Source organism: Vagococcus intermedius, from assembly GCF_029144185.1.
GTDB classification, from domain to species: Bacteria; Bacillota; Bacilli; order Lactobacillales; family Vagococcaceae; genus Vagococcus_D; species Vagococcus_D intermedius.
Genome location: NZ_CP110232.1, coordinates 1 through 23,642, shown reverse-complemented (window position 1 = coordinate 23,642; position 23,642 = coordinate 1). Strand labels below are relative to the sequence as shown.

The following is a 23,642-nucleotide window of genomic DNA, read 5'->3' as shown; positions in this document are numbered from 1 at the left end:
TTTTTTACTTTAAAAATAAGCTCATCATTAATCCAACTATCAAGGTTACGTTAAATATGACAAGATTTTTAATCGAGATAATAAAAGTTTTTTGTTTAACTTGTTCCTTATTAAAAGATTCTAAGTTCTTTTTAGTAAGAGGTAAAGTCAACAATACAAGTAATACTGGCCATTTGTAAATGCCAACTACTACTCCAAAAATAACTACTATGTAGCACGCATACATCAGGATATTAAATAACTTTATTCCAACCTCGCGTCCTATATAATAAGGTAAAGTATATCGATGATTTTTAACATCCTCTTCCATATCACATAAATTGTTAGCCAACATAATATTAGCAATCGTAAATACCATAGGAAGGGAGGCAATCAGTAAAATTAATAATACTTTCAGATCCCCTCTCATAACAAATGCCCAATTTTCAATTTGTAAAAAAAAGAAATTCAATTGATAAGCATTGATATAAACAGTCATCATAAAAATACCAAATCCCATCGTTACACCACTAAATAATTCTCCCAATGGCATTCTTGAAAGGGGGACCGGTCCATAGGTATAAAAAACACCGATAAAACAACAAATTCCTCCCATAATTAACAGTAACCAACCAGTTCGATAAGTTAGAATCATCCCAACTACTGCAGAAATTATGAGCATCAATATAATGAGTCTTGAAACTTGTTTTTCCTTTAAATTTGCTTGTCCTACAATATTAACTTCACGTTTATACATCTCATCTTTAGCTTTTTTATAATCCATAAAATTATTAATAGCAGTTGTTGTCATATCAAATACTAACATACCCACAAAAAATATAAGGGTATTCAGCCAATTAACTGTTCCAAAATAATTTAGTGAGAATAAGACACCAATTAGAAAGGGGAATAAACTAGCTAATTTTGTTTGTATCTCAACTAATTTTAAAAAGACACCTAAGGTCATACTCGTTAAACCTAGCCTTTCACATTTTTTATATCATCAAGTTGGTAATTCGATTCTTTATTTAATTCAAAATTCCCTTCTAATCCTTTGCTAATATATATTTTATCATCTACAGTCACAAAGATAGCTTCCACATCATCTAAAGTATTAATATGAGCCATTCCCTCTTTGACACCCATTGAGAAAATAGCAGTTGAAAGGCCGTCTCCATCAATTGATTTATTCGAAATAATTGTCACTCCAGCGATTTCATTTTTAAAAGGATACCCTGTTTTAGGGTCAAATAAATGATGGAAGGTTTCTCCATTTACAGTTAAATTACGTTCATAAATTCCTGATGTTACTAAGGATTTATTACTCTGAGTCACTGAACCTACTACCGTATTACGCGCTTGATTTGGATCTTGAACCCCAATCTTCCAATCACCATCTGCTTTACGAGGACTATTACCTAGAACATAAACATTGCCACCTAGATCTATAATAGCAGTTGTCACGTCATTTTCTTTCATCACATCGACTACTTCATCTGTTATATAACCTTTTGCAATAGCTCCTAAATCTAATTCCATTCCTTCTTCTTCTAAAAAGACGGTCTGTTTTTTATCATCTAACTTAACTTTCTCATGATGCACCAATTTTAAAGCCTCATCAATTTCTTTTTGTTCTGGCTTTCTTGCATCATCAAATCCTATATGCCATAACTTAGTAATCGTTCCAATTGTCATATCAAATCCTTCATCTGACTCTTCACTATATTGATACGCTTTTTTTATCAGTGGGTAAATATCATCTGATACTTCAACTGGTTTTATTCCTGCTGCTTGGTTAATTTTATCAATTTCTGATTTAGGATCATCTTCATTTACAGTTATTTTTGAGGCTAACTCTTTTACACGATCAAAAGACTTTTTTAAGACGGCTTCTTTTCCATCATCAAAAATTTGCATTTTTACATAGGTTCCCATTAAAAACTGTTGATCTGAATAGGCCTCATTATTAATCTTTGGCTCGGTCTTATTAGCTCCACAAGCTGTTAAAACTAATAAAGTTGCTGCTATGCCTATAGCGACTAATTTTAATTTTTTATGCATGACACTTCTCCCCTTTTTTAGATATTGCTCTATTTTACAATGGAATCGATAATATATCAAAATGACTTTAACTAATAAAAAAGCAAGCCCTAAGAGTCTTAGAGCTTGCTTTTTTAAGACAGTTATCAAACTGACTATTCAGTTACAATGTTATCAACAACAATTTTATCAGTTGCGCCTTTTTCAGCAGCATTAACTAATTGTTCAGCATACATTTGGAATGAATGTGTTGAATGAGTCGCACCTGTTACTACTTCAACTTCAGCAGGAGCACCTTTTTCTTCTAATGCTTTATTTAATTCTGGGATGAATGTTTCTGGGCTAGTACCCGCTTGTTCTTTCATCATTTTGTTATAATCTGCATCTTTTTGTTTTGATTTACCATCTTTATTCAGATTGTCATAGTTTGATTCCGCAATTTTTTTATCTTTCACTACCATTGTAAAGACAGTATGGTAACCATTTGAATCATTTTTTTCTTCCAATGTGTACTCACCATCTTTTAAATCAGCACCATTATCAATTTCAATTGTATCAGTATTACCAGCTTGAGCCGCTTGGATTAATTGTTGTGCATAATTTTTGAATGAACCTGTTGAATGAGTCGCACCTGTTACTACTTCAACACCACTAGCATCTTGTGCTGCAAGAAATGCTTCATTCAATTCAGGAATAAATGTTTCTGGACCAACACCTGATTTTTCAGTCATCATTTTGTTATATTCTTTATCTTCTGTTTTTGATTTACCATCTTTATTGATGTTATCGTATTTAGAATCAGTAATTTTCCCATCTTTTACTGTCATTTCGAAAGTTGCACGGTAACCATTATTTTCATTTTTTTCTTCTAATTTATAAGTACCATCTTTTAAGTCGCCACCAGCAACTTTTTTGGCAGGTGCTTTTTCTTCATCTTTAGCTTCTTCTTTTTTATCAGATGATTTAACTGTTTCTTCTGTTTTAGTGTCTGCTGCCTTATCATCTGTTTTATTATCTGGAGCGCATGCTACCAATAATAATGATGACATTGCTAATACTGCAAAACCTGTTAGAAATTTTGTTTTTTTCATAAGTTTTCTCCACCTTTTCTTTTGTAGTTATTTTATTCATTGTGAAATATTTTACATATTCATTCTATCTTATCCTAACTTTTAATGCAATATAAAAAAACATTTTCCTTAAAAATTTCACATAAAAAGTTTTTCAAACTTTGAATTATTAAATTATTATAATATGATGAATTAGTTAGACATACTGGCTATTTCCATATATAATAAGATAGATTGTGTAATTATTTTCAAGGCAATTATTTTATTTTATTTCACTTCAAAGGAGAGGTTATTTACTATGGCAAAAACAAAAATCGTCGTAGTCGGTGCTGGATACTCAGGCGTGTTTGCTACTAAAACACTTTCAAAAAAACTGAAAAAAAATCCAGATGTTGAAATCACATTAATTGATCGTCATTCTTATCAAACAATGATGACAGAGTTACATGAAGTGGCTGGAGGTCGTGTAGAACCTACCGCTATTCAATATGACTTACAACGTTTATTCTGTAAACGTAAAAATGTCAAACTAGTAACTGATAATGTTACAACTATCGACAAAGAAAACAAAGTTGTTGTTACTGAAAATGGAGAGTACCCATTTGATTATGTAATGTTGGGTATGGGAGGCGAACCGAACGACTTCGGAACTCCAGGCGTTAAAGAACACGGCTACACTTTATGGTCTATGGAAGACTCTATCAAATTACGTGAGCACATCCAAAAAACTGTAAAAAAAGCCGCTATTGAACCCGATGCAGAGTTGCGTAAAGCAATGCTGACATTTGTTGTCTGTGGTTCAGGGTTTACTGGTATTGAAATGATGGGCGAATTACTAGATTGGAAAGATCGTTTGGCTAAAGATAATAAAATTACAGCTGATGAAATTCAATTATTAGTAGTCGAAGCAGCCCCTACTATCTTAAACATGTTGGATCGTAATGATGCCGGTAAAGCTGAGCGTTTCATGGTTAAAAAAGGCATTCAAATTCTTAAAGATTCCCCAATCGTTGAAGTTTCTGAAGATTCTATCAGACTAAAAAATGGCGACATCATTCCAACACACACGTTAATCTGGACAGCTGGTGTTCAAGCAAATAGTGATGCTAAAGAATTCGGTATGGAATCAGCTCGTGCAAATCGTCTAGTTGCCAATGAGTACATGCAAGCCAAAGGTTTTGAAGATAAAGGTGTTTATGTTGTCGGAGATTTAGTTTATTATGAAGAGTTCGAAAATACACCTACTCCTCAAATTGTTCAAGCAGCTGAAGGTACTGGCCATTGCGCCGCTACAAATATTGTTGCTGAGATTAACGGAACTGAAAAACACAAATATAAAGGTAACTATCAAGGTTTCATGGTTTCAATTGGTTCTAAATATGGAGTTGCTTGTCTATTTGATAAAATTCACTTAAGTGGTTTCCTAGCTATTTTAATGAAACATATGATTAACTTAAAATATTTCTTAGATATTCGTTCAGGTTACTATGCATTCCAATATATGATGCATGAATTCTTCCATATTAAAGATGAGCGTAATGTTGCTCGGGGACACTCGTCGCGTAACAGCAATGTCTTATGGTCTGTACCACTACGTATCTTCTATGGTTTAGTATGGTTAGTTGAAGCAATGAAAAAAGTTGTTGGCGAAGGAGATTACTTAAAACCTTCAACATGGTTTGGAGAAGGTTCTTGGTTTACTGACACTGTCGCTTTCCCATTCCCGTGGTTACAAGATGCTGCTACAACTGGTGCCTCTGCAGCCGGTGATACTGCTGCAGCTGGTGCAACGGATACTGCAACACAAGCTGCTTTTGGTTTAAGCTATGCTTATGGTGAAGAACCAATGCTTGTTTTCGATCATATGCCAAAATGGTTCTCATCTGTTATGGAATTTATGATGCCTAATAAAGAAGTTGCTTTATTTATGCAAAAATTCATGACAATTTTTGAGGTGTTAATTGCATTAGCACTTATCGCTGGCTTATTCACTTGGTTAGCTAGTGCAACAACAATTGCATTAGTTGCTGCTTTCTGTTTATCAGGAATGTTCTATTGGGTTAACATTTGGTTTATCCCAGTGGCCTTTGCTCTAATGAATGGTTCAGGTAGAGCTCTAGGTTTAGATAAATGGGTTGTGCCATGGTTGCAACGTAAACTTGGTAAATGGTGGTACGGTGACGTAAAATCAATATATGGGCGAAGCATATAAGCTACCCTTACTAATAAAGTTCTAGGGGACATCCTCTAGAGCTTTATTTTTACTTATAGTCCATAAAATAACCGATTTTTATTAAAAACCCCACTCTTTTAAAGAGTTATTTTATGATATACTAAGCTAATCAATTGGGAGGCTTATTATGACGAAAAATAAAAAATTAATTTATATTTCATTATTAGTCGCGCAAGGTGTAATCATTGGCTTACTAGAGAATATGATTCCTTTTCCTTTCGCCTTTGCACCAGGTGCTAAATTAGGATTAGCCAACCTTATTACAATAATTTCACTCTTTACTATGTCAAAAAGAGAAAGTTTTTTTCTTGTTTGCTTGCGTTTAATCTTAACAACCTTACTTGGTGGTACTATTTCTACTCTACTTTACAGTGCATCAGGTGCTTTATTAAGTTATTTTGGTATGATTTTGACTAAGAGTTTAGGACCTAAACGAGTGAGTATTATTGGAATAAGTTCTGTTGGTGGTTTCCTTCATAACGTTGGTCAGCTGCTTACAGCTAGTTTTATAGCTCAGTCTTGGACTGTTATGCTCTATTTACCTGTCCTATCAATTATTGGTATCTTAGCAGGTTTAGCAGTTGGCATTGCTGCAAATTATTTATTAGAACATGTCAAAACATTAAAACAATTTAAAGAACATCACGAAACACAAACTAGCAACTCTTAATTGGATTATTACTATAAGGAGTTTACTCATGAAAATACACAAATTATGGAACGATTACCCTGATTTGTCCAAAGATTTAAAAAAAACATTAAAATTAATGGAAAAATCTATTAATATCTCAAATCCTGAAGTTGAAGAGGCAATTTTGACAATGATGCATTCTGGAGGTAAGTTACTACGCCCTGCCTACCTCTTGCTCTTTTCACAGTTTGGCAAAAATGTTAACAAAGATAAGATAACAGCCTTAGCAGCTGCCATGGAAACACTTCACACTGCTACTTTAATTCATGATGATATTGTGGATGAAGCAGGTCTCAGACGTAATCAAGAAACTCTGCAACATCGGTTTGGTAAAGACGTCGCTGTTTATGCCGGTGACTACCTGTTTGTCAGCTGTTTTAAAATACTTTCTAACCATGCCTCAACCTTGAAAAGTATCCAACTTAATGCACGTAGTATGGAGACAATCTTAGCTGGTGAATTAGGCCAAATGAATAACCGTTATGATACGTCTATGTCTGTAACGACCTATTTGAAAAATATTGGTGGCAAAACAGCCGAACTTTTTGGTTTAAGTTGCTCTGTAGGTGCATATGAGTCTGGTTGCTCTCCTTTATTCGCTAAAAAGTGTCAAAATATTGGGTATGCTATTGGAATTACCTTTCAGATTTTAGATGATATTTTGGACTATTCACAAGAAAGTGAACAAATCGGCAAGCCAGTTCTGGAAGATGTAAAGCAAGGGGTCTATAGTCTACCTTTACTTTATGCCTTGGAAACACATAAAACAGAATTACTGCCTTATCTCTCAAAAAAGGAACATATGACCTCAGAAGATACTGAAAAAGTCTTTGAAATTGTTCACTCTTCTGGAGGTATTGATTCAGCTAATACATTAGCTGAATTTTATACAACTAAAGCCTTAAAAGAAATTTCACGTTTACCTAAAAATGAACAAAAAACTAAAGAAACTCTTTATGACTTAACTGAATTACTTTTAAGTCGGAAACAATAAAAAAAACACCGAAAAATTTCGGTGTTTTTTTTTATTTTAATACATATTTTTTTATTGCTTCTGCTACACCATCTTCATCATTTGAAAAAGTTTCTAAATCAGCTACTGCTTTTAATTTGGAAACTGCGTTAGCCATAGCAACTCCTTTACCTGCTGCTTCAATCATTTCTAAATCATTTTCATTATCCCCAATTGCCATTGTTTCAGCTATTGGAATATTTAAATACTCAGCTAATTCGATTAAGGCTAAACCTTTATTAGCTTGTTTGTTTAACACTTCATAATAAAATGGCATACTCTTACTAACACTATACTTATCAGTAAACCATGTTGGAACTTTAGCAATAGCAGTATCTAAAAATTCAGGGTCAGCCACCATCATCATTTTTACTACTTCAATATCATCAGTCATTTGATCAACCGAACGATAATATAGTGGCATATTAACAAGACTGGCTTCATGAATTGTATAAGGACTGATATGTTGATTAGCTGTGTAAATTTTCTCACTATCAATCGTATGGAGGTTAACTCCCAATGAACGTGACATCGCCTCAATCTCAATAAAATCATCATGGGACAACCCATGAGATGCAATTGCTTTTTGTGTGTCAGTTTCCTGCACTAAAGAACCATTATATGTAATGACATAATCACCTTGTTCTTCCAAATTAAGCTCTTTTAATATTTTTACAACACCAGGATATGGTCGACCTGTTGCAATCACAATTTTAATTCCTTGCGCTTTTGCCTCAGCAATTACTTCTTTAGTTTTAACAGTTATTTCATGCTTTGAGTTAATCAATGTTCCATCAATATCAATTGCTACTAACTTAATTCCCATTCAAAATTCTCCTTCAACTAATCATTAATCGTTACTTCTTTATAATACCTCATCTTTAATATTACTTAAATACCCATCGATTGTTTCCATCACTTTTCTTAATGACCCTTCTTCAAATGGTGAATTTAGCTTAGCTAAATTAATAATTTCTAAAAAGGTCTTCGTCCCCCCCACTTTGCAAATGCTCATGTAATCATTCCAAGCACATGGATCTTTTTCTATATAGGCTTTCTGCCAAAATTGAAAAGCACAAACTTGTGCTAAAGTATAGTCAATATAATAGAAAGGTGAGGCAAAGATATGACCTTGACGATACCAATATGTCCCCTTTTCTAAAAAGTTATCGTGACTATAGTCACGTTCTGGGCAGTACATCCTTTCCAATCTACGCCATGTCGTTTTGCGTTCTTGTGGTGTCATTTCTGGATGTTCATATACTTCGTGTTGGAAGTGATCAACTAACACGCCATAAGGTAAGAATTCTACGGCATCAGATAAATGAGAATAGTAGTATTTTTCAGTTTGCTCTTCAAAAAATAAGTGCATCCATGGCCAGGTAAAGAATTCCATGCTCATAGAATGAATTTCACAACTTTCATATGTCGGAAAGACACACTCTGGTTCTTTAATCCAACGAGACTGATAAACTTGAAAAGCATGCCCTGCTTCATGAGTCAACACATCAATATCACCTGATGTTCCATTAAAATTAGCAAAAATAAACGGAGCTTGATAACTTGCAATAAAATCACAATAGCCACCACTTTGTTTACCTGGCTTACTTAATACATCTAGCAATTGACGGTCCATCATTTGCGACATAAATTCACCCGTTTCAGGAGACAACTCTTGATACATAGTGACCCCTTTGTCTAAAATTTCTTCAGCTGTTCCTTTCGGTATAGCATTGCCCTCACTAAACTCAATAGGCAAATCATAATGATACAATGTTTCTAATCCTAAGCGTTCTGCTTGTCTTTTATACAATTTTTGAGTGAGTGGAACAACCTGACTTAAGATTTCTTTTCGATAACTTTCTACCATATTACGATCATAATCAAAACGATTCATCATATCGTATCCCATTGCTACATAATCAGGATAACCTAACTCTTTTGCCATACTAGTCCTAACTTTAACGAGACTATCGTAGATCTCATCTAATTCAATTTCTTTACTAGCAAAAAAGTGACTTCTTACTTGATCAGCAGCTTGACGAACATGACGATCTGGACTTTGATAAAATGGGCCCAATTTAGGTAACGGCATTTTTTCATTATTAAACTCTACTTCTGCCGTAGCTAATATTTTTTCATAACGACTAATCAAATTATTTTCCGTTTGAGACAATTCAATAATTGCTGGTGAAAAAGTTTTAAGCTGATTTTCTGCTATTAAAAAAAAAGTTGCTGGGAATGTTGTTCTCAATACTTCTTGATGTGGCGACGCTAATACTCCACGATAGTAGTCCGTAATCAATTCTTCATATAACGGCGCATATTCATTCCAATAATCATTTTCTTCATTATAAAAGGTATCTGTTATATCAATTGAGTGTCTAATATTGCTAATGATTTGTTGCGAATTAATCTCGCTATTTAATAAATTTAATTCTTCAGCTAACGTCACAGTCAACTTTGCATCAGCTATTTTCAACTCTTCTATTCTAGCTCTCATTTGCTTTTTGACTTCATCATAGTTTGGACGTTTATAACAAAATTCTGAAAACTTTTCCATTTAGCTCCAACCCTTTCAATCTCATTATTTTCTAATCTTTTTTATTATAACACTACTTCTATTTAAAACCTTGTAAATACCTTGTAAAAGCATAAATTCCTCGTTATAATGCAAAGAGGTCTATCGAAAAATTACGATAAAATATAGAATAAAGAATAGAGGAATGACATGATTACTGTATCAAATGTCAGTTTGTTATTAACTGACCGAAAATTATTTGAAGATGTTAATATTAAATTTATCCCAGGTAACTGTTACGGGTTAATTGGTGCCAATGGTGCTGGAAAATCTACTTTCTTAAAAGTTTTAGATGGAACAATTGAACCAACAACAGGTACTGTGATTATGGGCCCAGATGAGCGCCTAGCCACATTAAAACAAAATCATTTTGATTATGAAGAAGAAACTGTTATTGCTACAGTTATGATGGGGCACAAACGTTTATATGAAGTAATGCAAGAAAAAGATGAAATTTACATGAAAGAAGATTTTTCTGATGAAGATGGTATTCGAGCTGCTGAATTAGAAGGAGAATTTGCTGAATTAGGCGGCTGGGAAGCAGAATCGGAAGCGGCTATGATGCTTCAAGGATTAAATATTCCTGATACTTTACATGATCAAAAAATGGCTGAACTTTCAGCTGGTCAGAAAGTAAAAGTTTTACTAGCACAAGCCTTATTTGGTAAACCTGACGTTCTTTTACTTGATGAACCTACCAATGGGTTAGATACACAATCTATCGCTTGGTTAGAAGAATTTTTAATCAATTTTGAGAATACAGTCATTGTTGTTTCCCATGACCGTCACTTCTTAAATAAAGTTTGCACACATATGGCTGACTTAGACTTTGGTAAAATTCAACTTTATGTTGGTAACTATGACTTTTGGCTAGAATCAAGTCAATTAGCTTCTAAATTACAAGCCGATCAAAATTCTAAAAAAGAAGAAAAAGTAAAAGAATTACAAGACTTCATTGCCAGATTTAGTGCCAATGCATCTAAATCAAAACAAGCAACTTCACGTAAAAAAATGTTAGAAAAAATTACAATTGACGATATTCAACCCTCTTCACGTCGCTATCCTTTTGTCGGATTTAGTCCCGATCGTGAAATTGGAAATGATTTACTAACTGTTGAAAATGTTTCTAAAACAATTGATGGTAAAAAAGTTCTAGACAATATCTCCTTTACTTTAAACAAAGATGACAAAGTAGCTTTCATTGCTAATACGGATATTGTCACAACAACTTTATTTAAAATTATCATGGGCGAAATGGAACCAGATGCAGGCACTGTTAAATGGGGTGTAACAACAACCCAAGCTTACTTACCAAAAGATAATTCAAGCGAATTTGATAATAATTTACCTATTTTAGATTGGTTACGTCAATATGCTGGTAAAGAAGAAGATGACAATACCTTCCTACGTAGTTTCTTAGGTAGAATGCTATTCTCAGGTGATGAAGTAATGAAACCTGTTAACGTTTTATCTGGAGGAGAAAAAGTCCGTTGTATGTTATCTAAATTAATGTTATCTAAATCTAATGTCCTAGTCTTAGATGACCCAACTAATCACTTAGATTTAGAATCAATCACAGCACTAAATGATGGCTTAATGGGATTCAAAGGCTCAATTTTATTTGCCTCACATGACCATCAATTCATTCAAACTTTAGCCAACCGTATCATTGCTGTTTCTGATAAGGGTGTTGTTGACCGTGCTGAAACAACTTATGATGAATTCTTAGATAATAAAGACTTACAAAAACAAGTCAAAGCATTATTTGCAGTCTAATCATTACAGGTACCCTTGTGGTACCTGTTTATATACTAAAAAAGTGGAGGTAGATTAAATCTACCTCCACTTTTTAGTATATAACTCTTAAACTTGTGCCCAAACATCTTCTAAAACATTTGTTTGATTACGGTCGGGGCCAACTGAGAAAGTTGAAACGCGAACGCCCACTAATTCAGAAACACGTTTAACATAATTACGAGCTGTTTCTGGCAATTCTTCAAGTGTACGACACCCTGTAATATCTTCTGACCAACCAGGCAGTTCTTCAAAAATTGGTTTACAGCGTTCCAACTCTTTTAAGCTTGCTGGATAGTAATCAATGACATTTCCATCTAACTCATACGCCGTACAAATTTTAACTGTTTCCAAACCACTTAAAACATCAATTGAATTTAATGATAGATTAGTAATCCCTGAAACACGTCTTGAATGACGCATCACCACTGTATCAAACCACCCAACACGACGAGGGCGTCCTGTTACAGTTCCAAATTCACGACCAACTGTTCTGATTTGATCACCAACTTCATCAAATAGTTCCGTTGGGAAAGGACCATCACCAACACGTGATGTATAAGCTTTACAAACACCTACAACTTTGTCCACTTTAGAAGGTCCAACGCCACTACCAACGGTAACACCACCAGCAACTGGGTTTGAAGAAGTAACAAAAGGATAAGTACCATGATCAATATCTAGCATAACACCTTGAGCACCTTCAAATAGCACATGTTTATCACTATCTAAAGCATCATTTAAAATAACTGAAGTATCTGTTACATACTTTTTAATTTGTTGCCCGTATTCATAATACTCTTCAAAAATATCTTCAAATTTTAATGCTTCTGCTTCATATAATTTTGTGAAAACACGATTTTTATCTTCTAAATTAATGCGTAACCGTTCTTCAAAAACTTCACGATCTAATAAGTCAGCCATACGGATGCCTACCCTTGATGCTTTGTCCATATATGCTGGTCCAATGCCTTTATTAGTTGTTCCAATTTTATTATCACCTTTAGAAGCTTCTTGTAATGTATCTAGCTGAATATGATAAGGTAAAATCACGTGTGAACGATCAGAAATACGCAAATTATCTGTTTTAATTCCACGGTCGGATAAATATTTTAATTCCGTTACAAGTGACTTAGGATTCACAACTACACCATTACCAATAACACTAATTTTATCTTGGTAAAAAATTCCTGAAGGAATCAATTGTAATTTGTATGTCTCACCGTCGAACTTAATTGTGTGTCCTGCATTATCTCCACCTTGATAACGTGCAATAACCTCTGCATTCTCACTTAAAAAGTCAGTAATCTTACCTTTACCTTCATCGCCCCACTGTGTACCTACTACAACAACTGATGACATATGAACACCTCATTCTCTTTTTTTTATGATCAAGTTTCCTTGTTTATTCTAACAAGGCTAGAGTTAAAAATCAAGAAAATTATCGAACATTTATTTTCATAAACCCTTTATGAAACTTAATTCCCTTACATTTATCTTTTTTCAAAACACATAAAAAGAAAAACACGAACATTAGTATTCTGTTCGTGTTGATAATGATGAAAATTTATTGTACTCCTTGATAAATAACAACTCGACTGTTCCTCTAGCACCACTTCTATTTTTTTCAATGATGACTTCTACAATATTATTGTCTTCTTTTTCTTCCGTATCATCATCGCCTTCTTCGTCACGATAATAATCATCACGATACAGGAAGGCAACAATATCAGCATCTTGCTCAATTGATCCTGATTCACGAATATCACTTAAAACCGGACGCTTATCTTGACGCTGTTCAACACCACGTGACAACTGAGATAGGGCAATAACTGGTACTTTTAATTCTTTGGCTAGTTTTTTTAATTGTCGTGAAATTTCAGAAACTTCTTGCTGCCTATTTTCTCGTCCAGTACCTTCGATTAATTGTAGGTAATCAATTAGGATAAGTCCTAAATCACCTTGTTCTTGCGCTAACTTTCGACACTTAGCACGAATTTCAGTAATTTTGATTCCCGGTGTATCATCAATATATATATTGGCTTTAGAAAGACTTCCCATTGCCATAATCAGATTTTGCCATTCTTCTTCATTCAACTGACCAGTCCTTAAATGACTCGCTTCAATTGTTCCTTCTGCGCATAACATTCGATTAACTAGGGAAGAGGCTCCCATTTCTAAACTGAAAATCGCCACACTTTTATCTGTCTTTGTTCCTACATTTTGAGCAATATTCAAGGCAAAAGCTGTTTTACCAACAGCTGGTCGTGCTGCAAGAATAATCAACTCTTCAGGTTGTAACCCCGCTGTCATTTTATCTAAAGCGTGGTATCCCGTTGGTAAACCTGTAATCTCTTCATCTTGTTGCGATAATCGATCGATCTCTTCAAATGTATCATTTAAAACTTCTGAAATTGATAAAAAGCCACTACGATTACGTTTCTCTGAAATATCCAAGATTTTTCTTTCAGCATCGTCTAAAATTGTTTCAACTTCATCATTTTGTTCAAAACCCTGACTAACAATTTCTGTAGCAGTATGAATTAGATTACGTAACAATGCTTTTTGTTCAACAATTTTAGCATAATGGACAATATTAGCTGCTGTGGGTACCGCCATTGCCAACTCAGATAAATAACTCAAACCACCGATATCTTCAATCAGATTCAATTGTTCTAATTTATCTTTAACTGTGATGACATCAATTGCATTTCCTACATCATTCAAACCAATCATTGTTTCAAAAATAATTTGATGACTACGTCGATAAAAATCTTTTACTTGTAAATATTCCATAGCTTCAATAAGCGAATCAGCATCCAAGAAAATTGATCCTAAAACGGCCTGTTCAGCCTCAATATTTTGTGGCGGTACTCTATCTTGTATTACATCACTCATTAACTGTCTCCTTCAACTATCCTTCTTCTATCTTAGAGAAGTTTCAATAACTTATACAAATGGAAAAAGCGAATGAAATATTCGCTTTTAATTAGTCGCAATCACATGTACTCTTAAATTTGCTGTTACATCATGATGTAACTTAACTGGTACACTACGATATCCCAAACTTCTAATTGGTTGTGGTAAATCCATCTTACGTTTATCTAATTTGATACCATGTTCCTTATTTAAGGCCTCTGCTATCTGTTTAGAAGGAATCGAACCAAATAGGCGACTATCTTCTCCTGCTTTAGCTTTAATTGTTACTTCAAACCCTTCAGCTTCTAGATGTTTTTTTAATTCAATTGCTTCAACTTTAATCTGCTCTTCTTTCTTATCTTGAGCTTTTTTCTGACCTTTTAAAGCACTAATACTACTTGTAGTAGCTTCTTTGGCATGACCATTTTTTATTAAGAAGTTTTGAGCGTAACCTGATGCTACCTCTTTCACTTCACCTTTTTTACCTTGTCCTTTTACATCTTTAAGAAAAATAACTTTCATTTCAGTTTCCTCTTTTCTCTAACTTCTTTGATTAAACTTACTTTTTGTACTTTGATTACTCTTATTTTACCACACTTTTAGCTTCCTATAAATGTTTATGAATTTCAAAAAAATATTTTTTAGACAAAAAAGAACCGATGCCTAAGCATCGGTTCTAAACTATTTACTATTGTTCTTCGCCTACGAATGGAAGTAATCCCATGATACGTGCGCGTTTAATAGCAACTGTTAATGTACGTTGGTGTTTAGCACATGTTCCAGTTACACGACGAGGTAAGATTTTACCTCTTTCAGAAATAAATCTACTTTTTAGTAATTCAACTTCTTTATAGTCAACGTGGTCTACGTGGTTAGCACAGAAGTAACATACTTTACGTCTTCTTCTTCCGCCTCTTCTTTGTTGAGCCATCATATTCCCTCCTGTTCGATTTTAGAATGGTAAATCATCATCAGAAATGTCAATTTGTGACGCAGAACCAAATGGATTATCATTTGCTTCACGTGTGAAACTTGGCATTTCTTGTTGTGGGGATGATGGTGATTGGTTAAACGACTGATTGCTTTGTTGTTGATAACCACCTTGTGCTTGGCTTCCACCAAACCCAGGATCTTGATTTCTTTGCTCACTGGCGTTTTTAGATTCTAACATTTGGAAATTCTCACAAACGACTTCGGTAACATAAACTCTTTGCCCTTGTTGGTTCTCATAGTTACGTGATTGAATACGTCCTACAACACCAATCAAAGATCCTTTACGAGTATAATTAGCTAAAGTTTCTGCTGGTTTTCTCCAGATTACACAATTAATGAAATCAGCTTCACGTTCTCCATTTTGGTTAGTAAAATTTCTGTTTACTGCCAAAGAAAAAGTCGCAACTGCTGAGCCACTTGCTGTATAACGTAGGTCGGGATCTTTTGTCAAACGGCCGACAAGTACAACATTGTTAATCATATCTCCATCCCCTTTTCATTAAGATGTTTCACGTGAAACATCTTAGTTTTCTTCTTTAACGATCATATGACGTAAAATGTTGTCATTGATTTTAGCTAAACGATCAAACTCGTTGATACCGTCAGCAGTTGTTGAAGAAACTTTAATGATATGGTAGATACCTTCACGGCAATCTTTAATTTCGTACGCTAAGCGACGTTTTTCCCAATCTTTTGATTCTAAAATTTCTGCTCCGTTGTCTTTTAAAATAGTATCAAAACGATCAACTAATGCAGTTTTAGTTTCTTCATCAATGTTTGGACGAATGATGTACATAACTTCGTAATTCGTAACTTGGTTCATTGATATTTCACCTCCTCATGGACTTTAGGCTCTATTAAATATAGAGCAAGGAGAGTGTTCCTTTACAGATCACTCACATCTTGCAATTATACTATTAACTTACCTTAAAATCAAGATTTTTTTATAATAATCAACCTACCTCATTGAAGTAAGGTTGAATAATTATTACTTTTTACTTATTTCTTGATTATCAATTGCGCCTGTTTCAGTGTCAGTTACTATAGCTTCTTCAATAACTTCTTCTGGATCCACTTTAGCCATTGTTGAAACTAGAGCATCTTCCTCTAAACGAATTAAACGAACACCTTGAGTGGCACGTCCGGTTTGAGAAACAGTATCTACGCTAAATCTAATAATAACACCTTTATCGGTAATCAATAAGATATCTTCATCACCATTGACTGTTGTTAGTCCTGCAAGAGGTCCATTTTTCTCAGTTATATTGGCTGTTTTAATTCCTTTACCTCCACGACCTTTAACAGGATACTCAGCTCCTGAAGTGCGTTTACCATAACCATTTTCAGTAATCACTAAGACTTCTTTCTGTTCATCAATAATAGCCATTCCTACAACGAAATCGTCATCTCTTAAGCGAACACCACGGACACCCGTTGCCGTTCGACCCATATCACGAACGTCATTCTCATCAAAAGTTACTGAATAGCCTAAATGCGTCCCGATAATAATTTTTTTACTACCATCAGTCACACAAACATTAATCAGTTCGTCATCGTCACGTAAACCAATAGCAATCAAGCCATTACTACGAATATTTGCAAATGATTTAGTTGAGGTACGTTTTACAACTCCCTTACGTGTTGTAAAGAATAAGTACTTATCTTCCGTTGCTTGACCTTCAACACTAATAATTGCTTCAATTTTCTCAGACGAATTGATACCTAAAAGATTAATAACAGGTATTCCTTTAGCTGTACGACCATATTCTGGAATTTCATAGCCTTTGGCCTGATAAACTTTTCCATTATTAGTGAAAAATAGTAAGGTATCGTGAGTTGAACATGACACTAGATTTTCAACAAAATCATCATCGTGCATCCCCATACCTTGGACACCACGGCCTCCACGTTTTTGAGCTCTAAACTCAGAGTTCGCTAAACGTTTAATATAACCGTTATGAGTCAAGGTAATTACAATGTCCTCTTCCTCTATCAAATCTTCATCTTCAAGGCTTAATACTTCCCCTACAAGCAATTCTGTTCGTCTCGCATCATCATAACGATCTTTGACTTCTTGTAGTTCAGTTTTAATAATTTCAACAATACGGTAATGATTGGCTAAAATATCTTTTAAATCAGAAATCAAAGCTAATAGTTCTTGGTATTCTTTTTCAATTTTATCGCGTTCTAAACCGGTTAGACGGCGTAAACGCATATCTAAAATTGCTTGAGCTTGACGATCTGAAAGTGCAAATTCTGAAATCAAACTTGCCTTAGCAACATCATCAGATTCTGAGGCCCGAATAATACGAATAATTTCATCTATATGGTCTAGTGCAATACGTAGCCCTTCTAAGATATGAGCACGTGCTTCGGCTTTGTCTTTATCAAACTCTGTTCGACGACGGATTACTTCTTCTTGATGGGTAATATAGTGTGATAAAATTGATTTTAAACTCAAAATTTTAGGTTCTCCATCAACAATCGCCAACATATTGAAACCAAAGGAATTTTGCAGAGCTGTCATTTTATATAAGTTATTTAAAATAACAGATGCGCTAACATCACGACGAACTTCAATGACTATTCTCATCCCCTCACGCGATGATTCATCACGTAGGTCAGTCATACCTTCAATACGTTTTTCACGACTCAACTCAGCAATACGCTCAATTAGCTTCGCCTTATTTACCATATAAGGTAATTCGGTCACGATAATTCGCTCTTTGCCATTAGACATTTCTTCAATATCTACTTTAGCTCGAACTGTAATAGATCCTTTACCTGTCTCATAAGCCTTTCTAATACCCGATTTGCCCATTACAAGACCACCAGTTGGGAAGTCAGGTCCAGGTAGCACCTCCATCAACTCCATAATTGAAGCATCTGGATTATCCATCAAGAGCGTTGTCGCATCAATAACTTCACCTAAATTATGTGGTGGGATATTAGTCGCCATACCAACTGCAATTCCTGTCGTACCATTTACTAATAAGTTCGGGAAACGAGCTGGTAGAACTAACGGTTCTTTTTCAGTCTCATCATAATTTTTACCAAAATCAACCGTGTTTTTATTGATATCTCTTAACATTTCTAAAGCAATTTTGCTCATACGTGCTTCGGTATAACGCATTGCTGCTGCACCATCACCGTCAACTGAACCAAAGTTACCATGACCATCTACTAGCATTTGACGGTAACTAAAAGGTTGAGCCATCCGAACCATTGATTCATAAATAGCACTATCACCATGAGGATGATATTTACCCATTACGTCTCCAACGATACGAGCCGATTTCTTGTGTGCTTTATCGGGTGTTACACCTAAATCATTCATCCCGTATAAAATACGACGGTGAACAGGTTTTAACCCATCTCTAACATCTGGTAATGCACGAGAAACAATAACACTCATCGCATAATCAATAAATGAATCTTGCATCTCACTGGTCAGATTGACGTCTTTTACATTTTCTCTTATTTCATCTGTCATGAAAACTTCTCCTTAATTTAGATATCTAAATTTTTAACATAACGAGCATTTTCTTCGATAAAGTTACGACGAGGTTCTACTTTGTCCCCCATCAACATCTCAAATACTTGATCGGCCTTAATTGCATCATCAACTGTCACACGTAACATTAAACGTCTCTCAGGATCCATTGTTGTCTCCCATAATTGGTGATCATCCATCTCACCAAGTCCTTTATAACGTTGAATATTTGGTTTTGGTGTTGCTGGTAATTCTTCAATAGTATTAGCAAGATTACTATCAGCATCTTTCCCTGGTTGAATATACGTAATATTTTTTCCTTGCTTAATTCCGTATAAAGGCGGCTGTGCAATATAAACATAACCTGCTTCAACGATTGGTCGCATGAAACGATAAAATAACGTTAGTAATAAAGTTCTAATATGAGCCCCATCAACATCGGCATCGGTCATAATAACTAATTTATGATAGCGAGCTTTCGATATATCAAAATCCTCACCAAATCCTGTTCCCATTGCTGTAAACAAAGAACGGATTTCTGTGTTTTCTAAGATTTTTTCCATACTAGCTTTTTCAACATTTAATATTTTACCACGAATTGGTAAAATTGCTTGATACTCACGATCACGACCTTGCTTAGCAGAACCACCCGCAGAATCTCCCTCAACGATAAATAACTCTGATTTTTCAGGATTACGGCTTGAACAGTCAGCTAGCTTCCCTGGTAAATTACTGATTTCCAAAGCACCTTTACGACGTGTGACTTCACGTGCTCTTTTAGCGGCTAATCTGGCTTTTGAAGCTAAAAGTCCTTTTTCAACTACTTTTTTAGCAACAGTTGGATTTTCCAACAAGAATTTATTAAAGGCCTCAGAGAATAGACGATCGGTAACTGTTCGCACTTCTGAATTACCTAATTTTGTTTTAGTTTGTCCTTCAAATTGTGGTTCAGGATGTTTTATTGAAATAACTGCTGTTATTCCTTCACGTACATCTTCCCCGCTTAAGTTCTCTTCATTCTCTTTAATCAGTTTTTGTTTACGCGCATAGTCATTAATTACACGAGTCAATGCCGTTCTAAAACCAAATTCATGTGTTCCACCTTCATAGGTATGAATATTATTAGCAAAACTTAATAAATTCGTATGATAACCATCAGTATACTGAATTGCAACTTCAACAGTAATATCTTGTTGCTCACCTTCAGTATAGATTGGCTCTTCAAACAGAACTGTTTTATTTTCATTTAGGTGTTCAACATAGCTCTTGATCCCACCTTCATAATGAAATTCACGTTTTTCTTCTTGACCTTCACGCTTATCCTCAATCGTCAACTTTAAACCACGATTTAAGAAAGCTAACTCACGCATACGTGTCGCTAATTTTTCATATTCAAAATCTACTGTTTCCGTAAAAATCTCTGGGTCTGGTGTAAAGTGAACGGTCGTACCATGCCGATCAGTTTCACCAATAACTATTAAATCATCTGTTACTTTTCCTTGTAAGAATTCTTGATAATGAATTTTACCATTAGTATAAACTTTAACATCTAATTGTTTAGAAAGAGCGTTAACAACAGATGAACCAACACCATGTAAGCCACCTGAAACTTTATAACCGCCACCGCCAAACTTACCACCGGCATGTAGTACGGTGAATACTGTTTCGACTGCTGGACGTCCTGTTTTAGCCTGCATTCCTACTGGAATCCCACGTCCATCATCTACAACAGTAATACTACCATCAGGCTCTATTTCTACATTAATTTCTGTACAAAATCCAGCTAATGCCTCGTCAATCGAATTATCGACAATCTCCCAAACTAAATGGTGTAAGCCTTGACCACTAGTTGAACCGATATACATACCTGGACGTTTTCTTACCGCTTCTAATCCTTCTAAAACTTGAATTTGACTAGCGTCATATTCCCTTGCTTTATCATCAGAGTATTTTTTTATTTCTTCTGTCACTCTTACTCACTCTTCCTCTCTACCTTGCCATTAGTCACCATAAAAATATCAGGACTACTTTGTAAACGATGAGTTAAATGTTGTAACGTTGTCGTTGTGACAAACGTTTGAACTTTTCCTTCAATTGTTTTTAACAAGTGAATTTGACGCTCATCATCAAGTTCACTCATGACATCATCTAATAATAAAATTGGATATTCCCCAATTTCTGCTTTAATTAATTCAATTTCTGCGAGTTTCAAACTTAAGGCAGTCGTTCTTTGTTGCCCTTGAGAACCAAAAGTTTGAACATTTTGTTCACCTATAAAAAAAAGTAAATCATCACGATGAGGGCCGATGATTGTAGTTTGTTTGAACAGTTCTTTGTTTATATTTTTTTCTAAGTCATCTAGATAAATTTGTTGAACCTCTTTTTGCGAATGAGTTTCGTCAATTTTAATACTTGGTTGATAACGAATACTTAGAGCTTCACGATTCTCCGTAATACCTTGATGAATTACTTGCGACCATTTCTCAAGCTTCTGAATAAATTGATACCTTAGGTATAAAACATGGCTGCCTGATTCAGCCAACTGTTCTGATAGAACAGAAAGATACGCTTCATCGACTTCCTTAAGTCCAGCTACTTGTTTTAAATACTTGTTACGTTGTTTTAAAACTCGTTGATAATTCGATAAATGATACAAATAAAGGGGACTGATTTGCCCAAGCTCCATATCAATAAAACGTCGTCTAACTTGTGGTGCTCCTTTTATTAAGTAAAGATCCTCAGGAGCAAACAAAACCACATTCAACTCGCCAACATAATCACTTAGCTTTTTTTGTTCAATATGGTTTAGTTTTGTTTTTTTACCTTTCGTGGCTATTGCCATCTCCATACGAATGGTTTGATTCTTTTTTTGGACATCCCCTACAATTCGAGCATAATCTTTATCCCAAGCGATTAATTCTTTTTCATGACTCGTTCGATGGCTACGCGTCATTGCCAAAACATAGATACTTTCCAATAAATTGGTTTTACCTTGAGCATTTTCTCCCAAAAAAATAGTTAACGATTTAGTAAAATCTAATGCAAGTGTTTCGTAGTTACGATAATCTTCTAAATGAATATTAGTTAATTTCATTTAGCTGGTCCTCACTACTCTCATCTGTCATTTTTTCCATAAAAAAAGTACCTTCTTCAGGTATTTCAATCATCATACCAGCGTATAACTTACGACCACGACGTGTTTCTAATTCGCCGTCAACAAACACAGCATTTTCACGTAAATACCATTTCGCCATTCCACCACTTGAAATTATCATGGTTTCTTTCAAAAATTGACCTAATGTAATATATTCTGCTTTTAATTTAAACTTTTCTTTCAAAATTTCACCTTCTTAATTGAAGCATTTTCTTCTTATTATTATACCTTTTAATTGCTTAAATTACAAATTTACTTGTTTTTATTCGATTTTTAGTCATTGTATGATAAATAGATAGTTTTTATCCTAAAGAGAGTAAATAGGCTTAAATCGAGTTTTTTGGCGTTTTTAAAAAAAAGACTGCCTTTTTAGGCAGTCTTTTTTAGGTAGTTCTAACTGGAGTAATCAATTGAATAAATGAAATACTATTGTCTACTGGCTCCAAAGTAAACGGCCGTACAGGTGAAATAAACTTAACAACCACGTCGATTCCACCAAATGCTTTCAATGCATCTTTCATATAATCTGGATTGAAGGAAATTTCTAAAGGCTCTCCATTTAAACTCAAATAAGTTAACTCTTCTTTAACATTCCCAATCTCTGGGGAATTACCAGAAATAATTGCTTTATTACTATCAATTGATAATTTTACAATGTTATTACGTCCTTCATGTGACAACAGTGAGGCACGTTCAATAGCTGCCAATAGTTTTGGAACACTAAATTGAATCTCTGTACCAAAGTTATTTGGAATTAAACGATCTGTATCCGGATACTTCCCTTCTAATAATCGAGAATAAAAATACATTGTTTTGGTTTTAAATAAAACTTGATTTTCCATAATACTTATTTCAACTTCTTCTTCTTCATCTTTAAATGAACGAGATAGCTCCAATAAACTTTTACCTGGTACGACAATGTCAAATCCTTCTGCACCAGATTCCATCGGAATATTTCTTTGACTTAGTCGATGACTATCCGTTGCCACAGCTAGTAAATTAGCATGCTTTAATACAAAATGAACTCCTGTCAGTATAGGGCGACTTTCTTGCATCGAAACTGCAAAACCAGTCTCAGCAATCATCTTGTTTAAAACTCTCACTGATATCTTTAATTGGTTGTTTTCATCCACAATAGGTAAATGCGGATAATTATCCGCAGACAAGCCATTAATAGTGAAACGAGCCGCTCCTGATGTAATAATTGCTTCATTTGAAGGCAATACTTCTAATGTGAAAACTGATTCTGGTAATTTTCTGATAATTTCTCCAAAAAAGCGTGAGGGTAATACCACAGCCCCTGTTCGTTCAATTAACATTTCCGCTTTAGTATTAGTATTACTTAAGACCGTTTCAATTGAAATATCAGCATTACTTCCTGTTAAAGAAAGGCCATCATTAGATAAAGCTAATTTGACACCAGTTAAAATAGGTATCGTTGTTTTTGATGAGATGGCACGCTGAACTGTTGATAATTCATTTAAAAAAATTGATCTATTAATTGTTAGTTTCATAATAGTTAAGCACTCCTTATTTAGTTTATTTTATTATATTAAAAAATAGTAGTAGTAGTAGGCACTGTTAGTACTGTGGAAAACTCGTTCTAAAGCTTATTTATGAAGCCGTACCTATATGTGAATAACCTGTTAATAATTTTTTAATAACTTTTATGTTATCCACAAG

20 protein-coding genes are annotated in these 23,642 nt (G+C 34.4%); 4 read left to right on the top strand and 16 right to left on the bottom strand.

Going from position 1 to position 23,642, the window contains the following annotated elements; all coding sequences use genetic code 11:
* Window positions 1–4: 4 nt before the first annotated feature.
* From menA to pplA, 3 genes are all read right to left on the bottom strand, one after another.
* Window positions 5–946: a 1,4-dihydroxy-2-naphthoate polyprenyltransferase gene (gene menA / locus OL234_RS00100; RefSeq protein ID WP_275469156.1), complete on the bottom strand. Its 942-nt coding sequence runs from the start codon at window positions 944–946 to the stop codon at window positions 5–7.
* An 11-nt stretch (window positions 947–957) separates the two neighbouring features.
* Window positions 958–2,040 carry an FAD:protein FMN transferase gene (locus tag OL234_RS00095; protein WP_275469155.1) on the bottom strand — a complete coding sequence of 361 codons (1,083 nt, stop codon included), beginning with the start codon at window positions 2,038–2,040 and terminating at the stop codon, window positions 958–960.
* A 134-nt stretch (window positions 2,041–2,174) separates the two neighbouring features.
* On the bottom strand, window positions 2,175–3,110 hold the full coding sequence (gene pplA / locus OL234_RS00090) for an extracellular electron transfer flavoprotein PplA (protein ID WP_275469154.1): 936 nt from the start codon (window positions 3,108–3,110) through the stop codon (window positions 2,175–2,177).
* Between the two features lie 277 nt (window positions 3,111–3,387).
* Between pplA and OL234_RS00085 the strand changes: the two genes are divergently transcribed.
* The 3 genes from OL234_RS00085 (at window position 3,388) to OL234_RS00075 (ending at window position 7,007) form a co-directional block, all read left to right on the top strand.
* Complete coding sequence (locus OL234_RS00085; protein WP_275469153.1) at window positions 3,388–5,301, top strand: NAD(P)/FAD-dependent oxidoreductase; 1,914 nt, start codon at window positions 3,388–3,390, stop codon at window positions 5,299–5,301.
* A gap of 148 nt (window positions 5,302–5,449) precedes the next feature.
* Window positions 5,450–5,992, top strand: coding sequence for a Gx transporter family protein (locus tag OL234_RS00080; RefSeq protein ID WP_275469152.1), 543 nt, complete (start codon window positions 5,450–5,452; stop codon window positions 5,990–5,992).
* 28 nt (window positions 5,993–6,020) lie between these two features.
* The gene (locus OL234_RS00075) at window positions 6,021–7,007 is read left to right on the top strand and encodes a polyprenyl synthetase family protein (RefSeq protein WP_275469151.1); all 987 of its coding nucleotides are present in this window, start codon (window positions 6,021–6,023) and stop codon (window positions 7,005–7,007) included.
* Between the two features lie 31 nt (window positions 7,008–7,038).
* Here OL234_RS00075 and yidA read toward each other — a convergent pair whose 3' ends face one another.
* Window positions 7,039–7,851, bottom strand: coding sequence for a sugar-phosphatase (gene yidA, locus OL234_RS00070; RefSeq protein ID WP_275469150.1), 813 nt, complete (start codon window positions 7,849–7,851; stop codon window positions 7,039–7,041).
* Between the two features lie 39 nt (window positions 7,852–7,890).
* A complete protein-coding gene (locus tag OL234_RS00065) occupies window positions 7,891–9,588 on the bottom strand; it encodes a M3 family oligoendopeptidase (protein WP_275469149.1) in 1,698 nt (565 codons plus the stop codon).
* Between the two features lie 168 nt (window positions 9,589–9,756).
* On the opposite strand from OL234_RS00065, the gene OL234_RS00060 reads away from it, so the two are divergent.
* Window positions 9,757–11,382 (top strand): ABC-F family ATP-binding cassette domain-containing protein, encoded by a 1,626-nt coding sequence (locus OL234_RS00060; protein WP_275469148.1) that lies wholly within the window; start codon window positions 9,757–9,759, stop codon window positions 11,380–11,382.
* A gap of 87 nt (window positions 11,383–11,469) precedes the next feature.
* Here the strand turns inward: OL234_RS00060 and OL234_RS00055 are convergent, their stop codons facing one another.
* The 11 genes from OL234_RS00055 to dnaN form a co-directional block, all read right to left on the bottom strand.
* Window positions 11,470–12,762, bottom strand: a complete 1,293-nt coding sequence (locus tag OL234_RS00055) for an adenylosuccinate synthase (protein ID WP_275469147.1) — start codon at window positions 12,760–12,762, stop codon at window positions 11,470–11,472.
* A gap of 171 nt (window positions 12,763–12,933) precedes the next feature.
* The gene (gene dnaB, locus OL234_RS00050) at window positions 12,934–14,298 is read right to left on the bottom strand and encodes a replicative DNA helicase (protein WP_275469146.1); all 1,365 of its coding nucleotides are present in this window, start codon (window positions 14,296–14,298) and stop codon (window positions 12,934–12,936) included.
* Window positions 14,299–14,385: 87 nt separating this feature from the next.
* A complete protein-coding gene (gene rplI / locus OL234_RS00045; protein ID WP_275469145.1) occupies window positions 14,386–14,841 on the bottom strand; it encodes a 50S ribosomal protein L9 in 456 nt (151 codons plus the stop codon).
* Window positions 14,842–15,007: 166 nt separating this feature from the next.
* Window positions 15,008–15,250, bottom strand: a complete 243-nt coding sequence (gene rpsR / locus OL234_RS00040) for a 30S ribosomal protein S18 (protein WP_275469144.1) — start codon at window positions 15,248–15,250, stop codon at window positions 15,008–15,010.
* Window positions 15,251–15,271: 21 nt separating this feature from the next.
* Window positions 15,272–15,793, bottom strand: a complete 522-nt coding sequence (ssb, locus tag OL234_RS00035) for a single-stranded DNA-binding protein (RefSeq protein ID WP_275469143.1) — start codon at window positions 15,791–15,793, stop codon at window positions 15,272–15,274.
* Between the two features lie 42 nt (window positions 15,794–15,835).
* Window positions 15,836–16,135 carry a 30S ribosomal protein S6 gene (gene rpsF / locus OL234_RS00030; RefSeq protein ID WP_275469142.1) on the bottom strand — a complete coding sequence of 100 codons (300 nt, stop codon included), beginning with the start codon at window positions 16,133–16,135 and terminating at the stop codon, window positions 15,836–15,838.
* Between the two features lie 165 nt (window positions 16,136–16,300).
* Entirely contained in the window at window positions 16,301–18,805 is a 2,505-nt protein-coding gene (gene gyrA / locus OL234_RS00025; protein WP_275469141.1) for a DNA gyrase subunit A, read from the bottom strand.
* A gap of 17 nt (window positions 18,806–18,822) precedes the next feature.
* Window positions 18,823–20,763, bottom strand: a complete 1,941-nt coding sequence (gene gyrB / locus OL234_RS00020; protein WP_437184442.1) for a DNA topoisomerase (ATP-hydrolyzing) subunit B — start codon at window positions 20,761–20,763, stop codon at window positions 18,823–18,825.
* 14 nt (window positions 20,764–20,777) lie between these two features.
* Complete coding sequence (gene recF, locus OL234_RS00015; protein WP_275469139.1) at window positions 20,778–21,899, bottom strand: DNA replication/repair protein RecF; 1,122 nt, start codon at window positions 21,897–21,899, stop codon at window positions 20,778–20,780.
* The gene (gene yaaA / locus OL234_RS00010) at window positions 21,886–22,143 is read right to left on the bottom strand and encodes a S4 domain-containing protein YaaA (protein ID WP_275469138.1); all 258 of its coding nucleotides are present in this window, start codon (window positions 22,141–22,143) and stop codon (window positions 21,886–21,888) included. The genes recF and yaaA overlap by 14 nt, the downstream gene beginning before the upstream one ends.
* 199 nt (window positions 22,144–22,342) lie before the next feature.
* Entirely contained in the window at window positions 22,343–23,473 is a 1,131-nt protein-coding gene (dnaN, locus tag OL234_RS00005) for a DNA polymerase III subunit beta (protein WP_275469137.1), read from the bottom strand.
* Window positions 23,474–23,642: the final 169 nt, after the last annotated feature.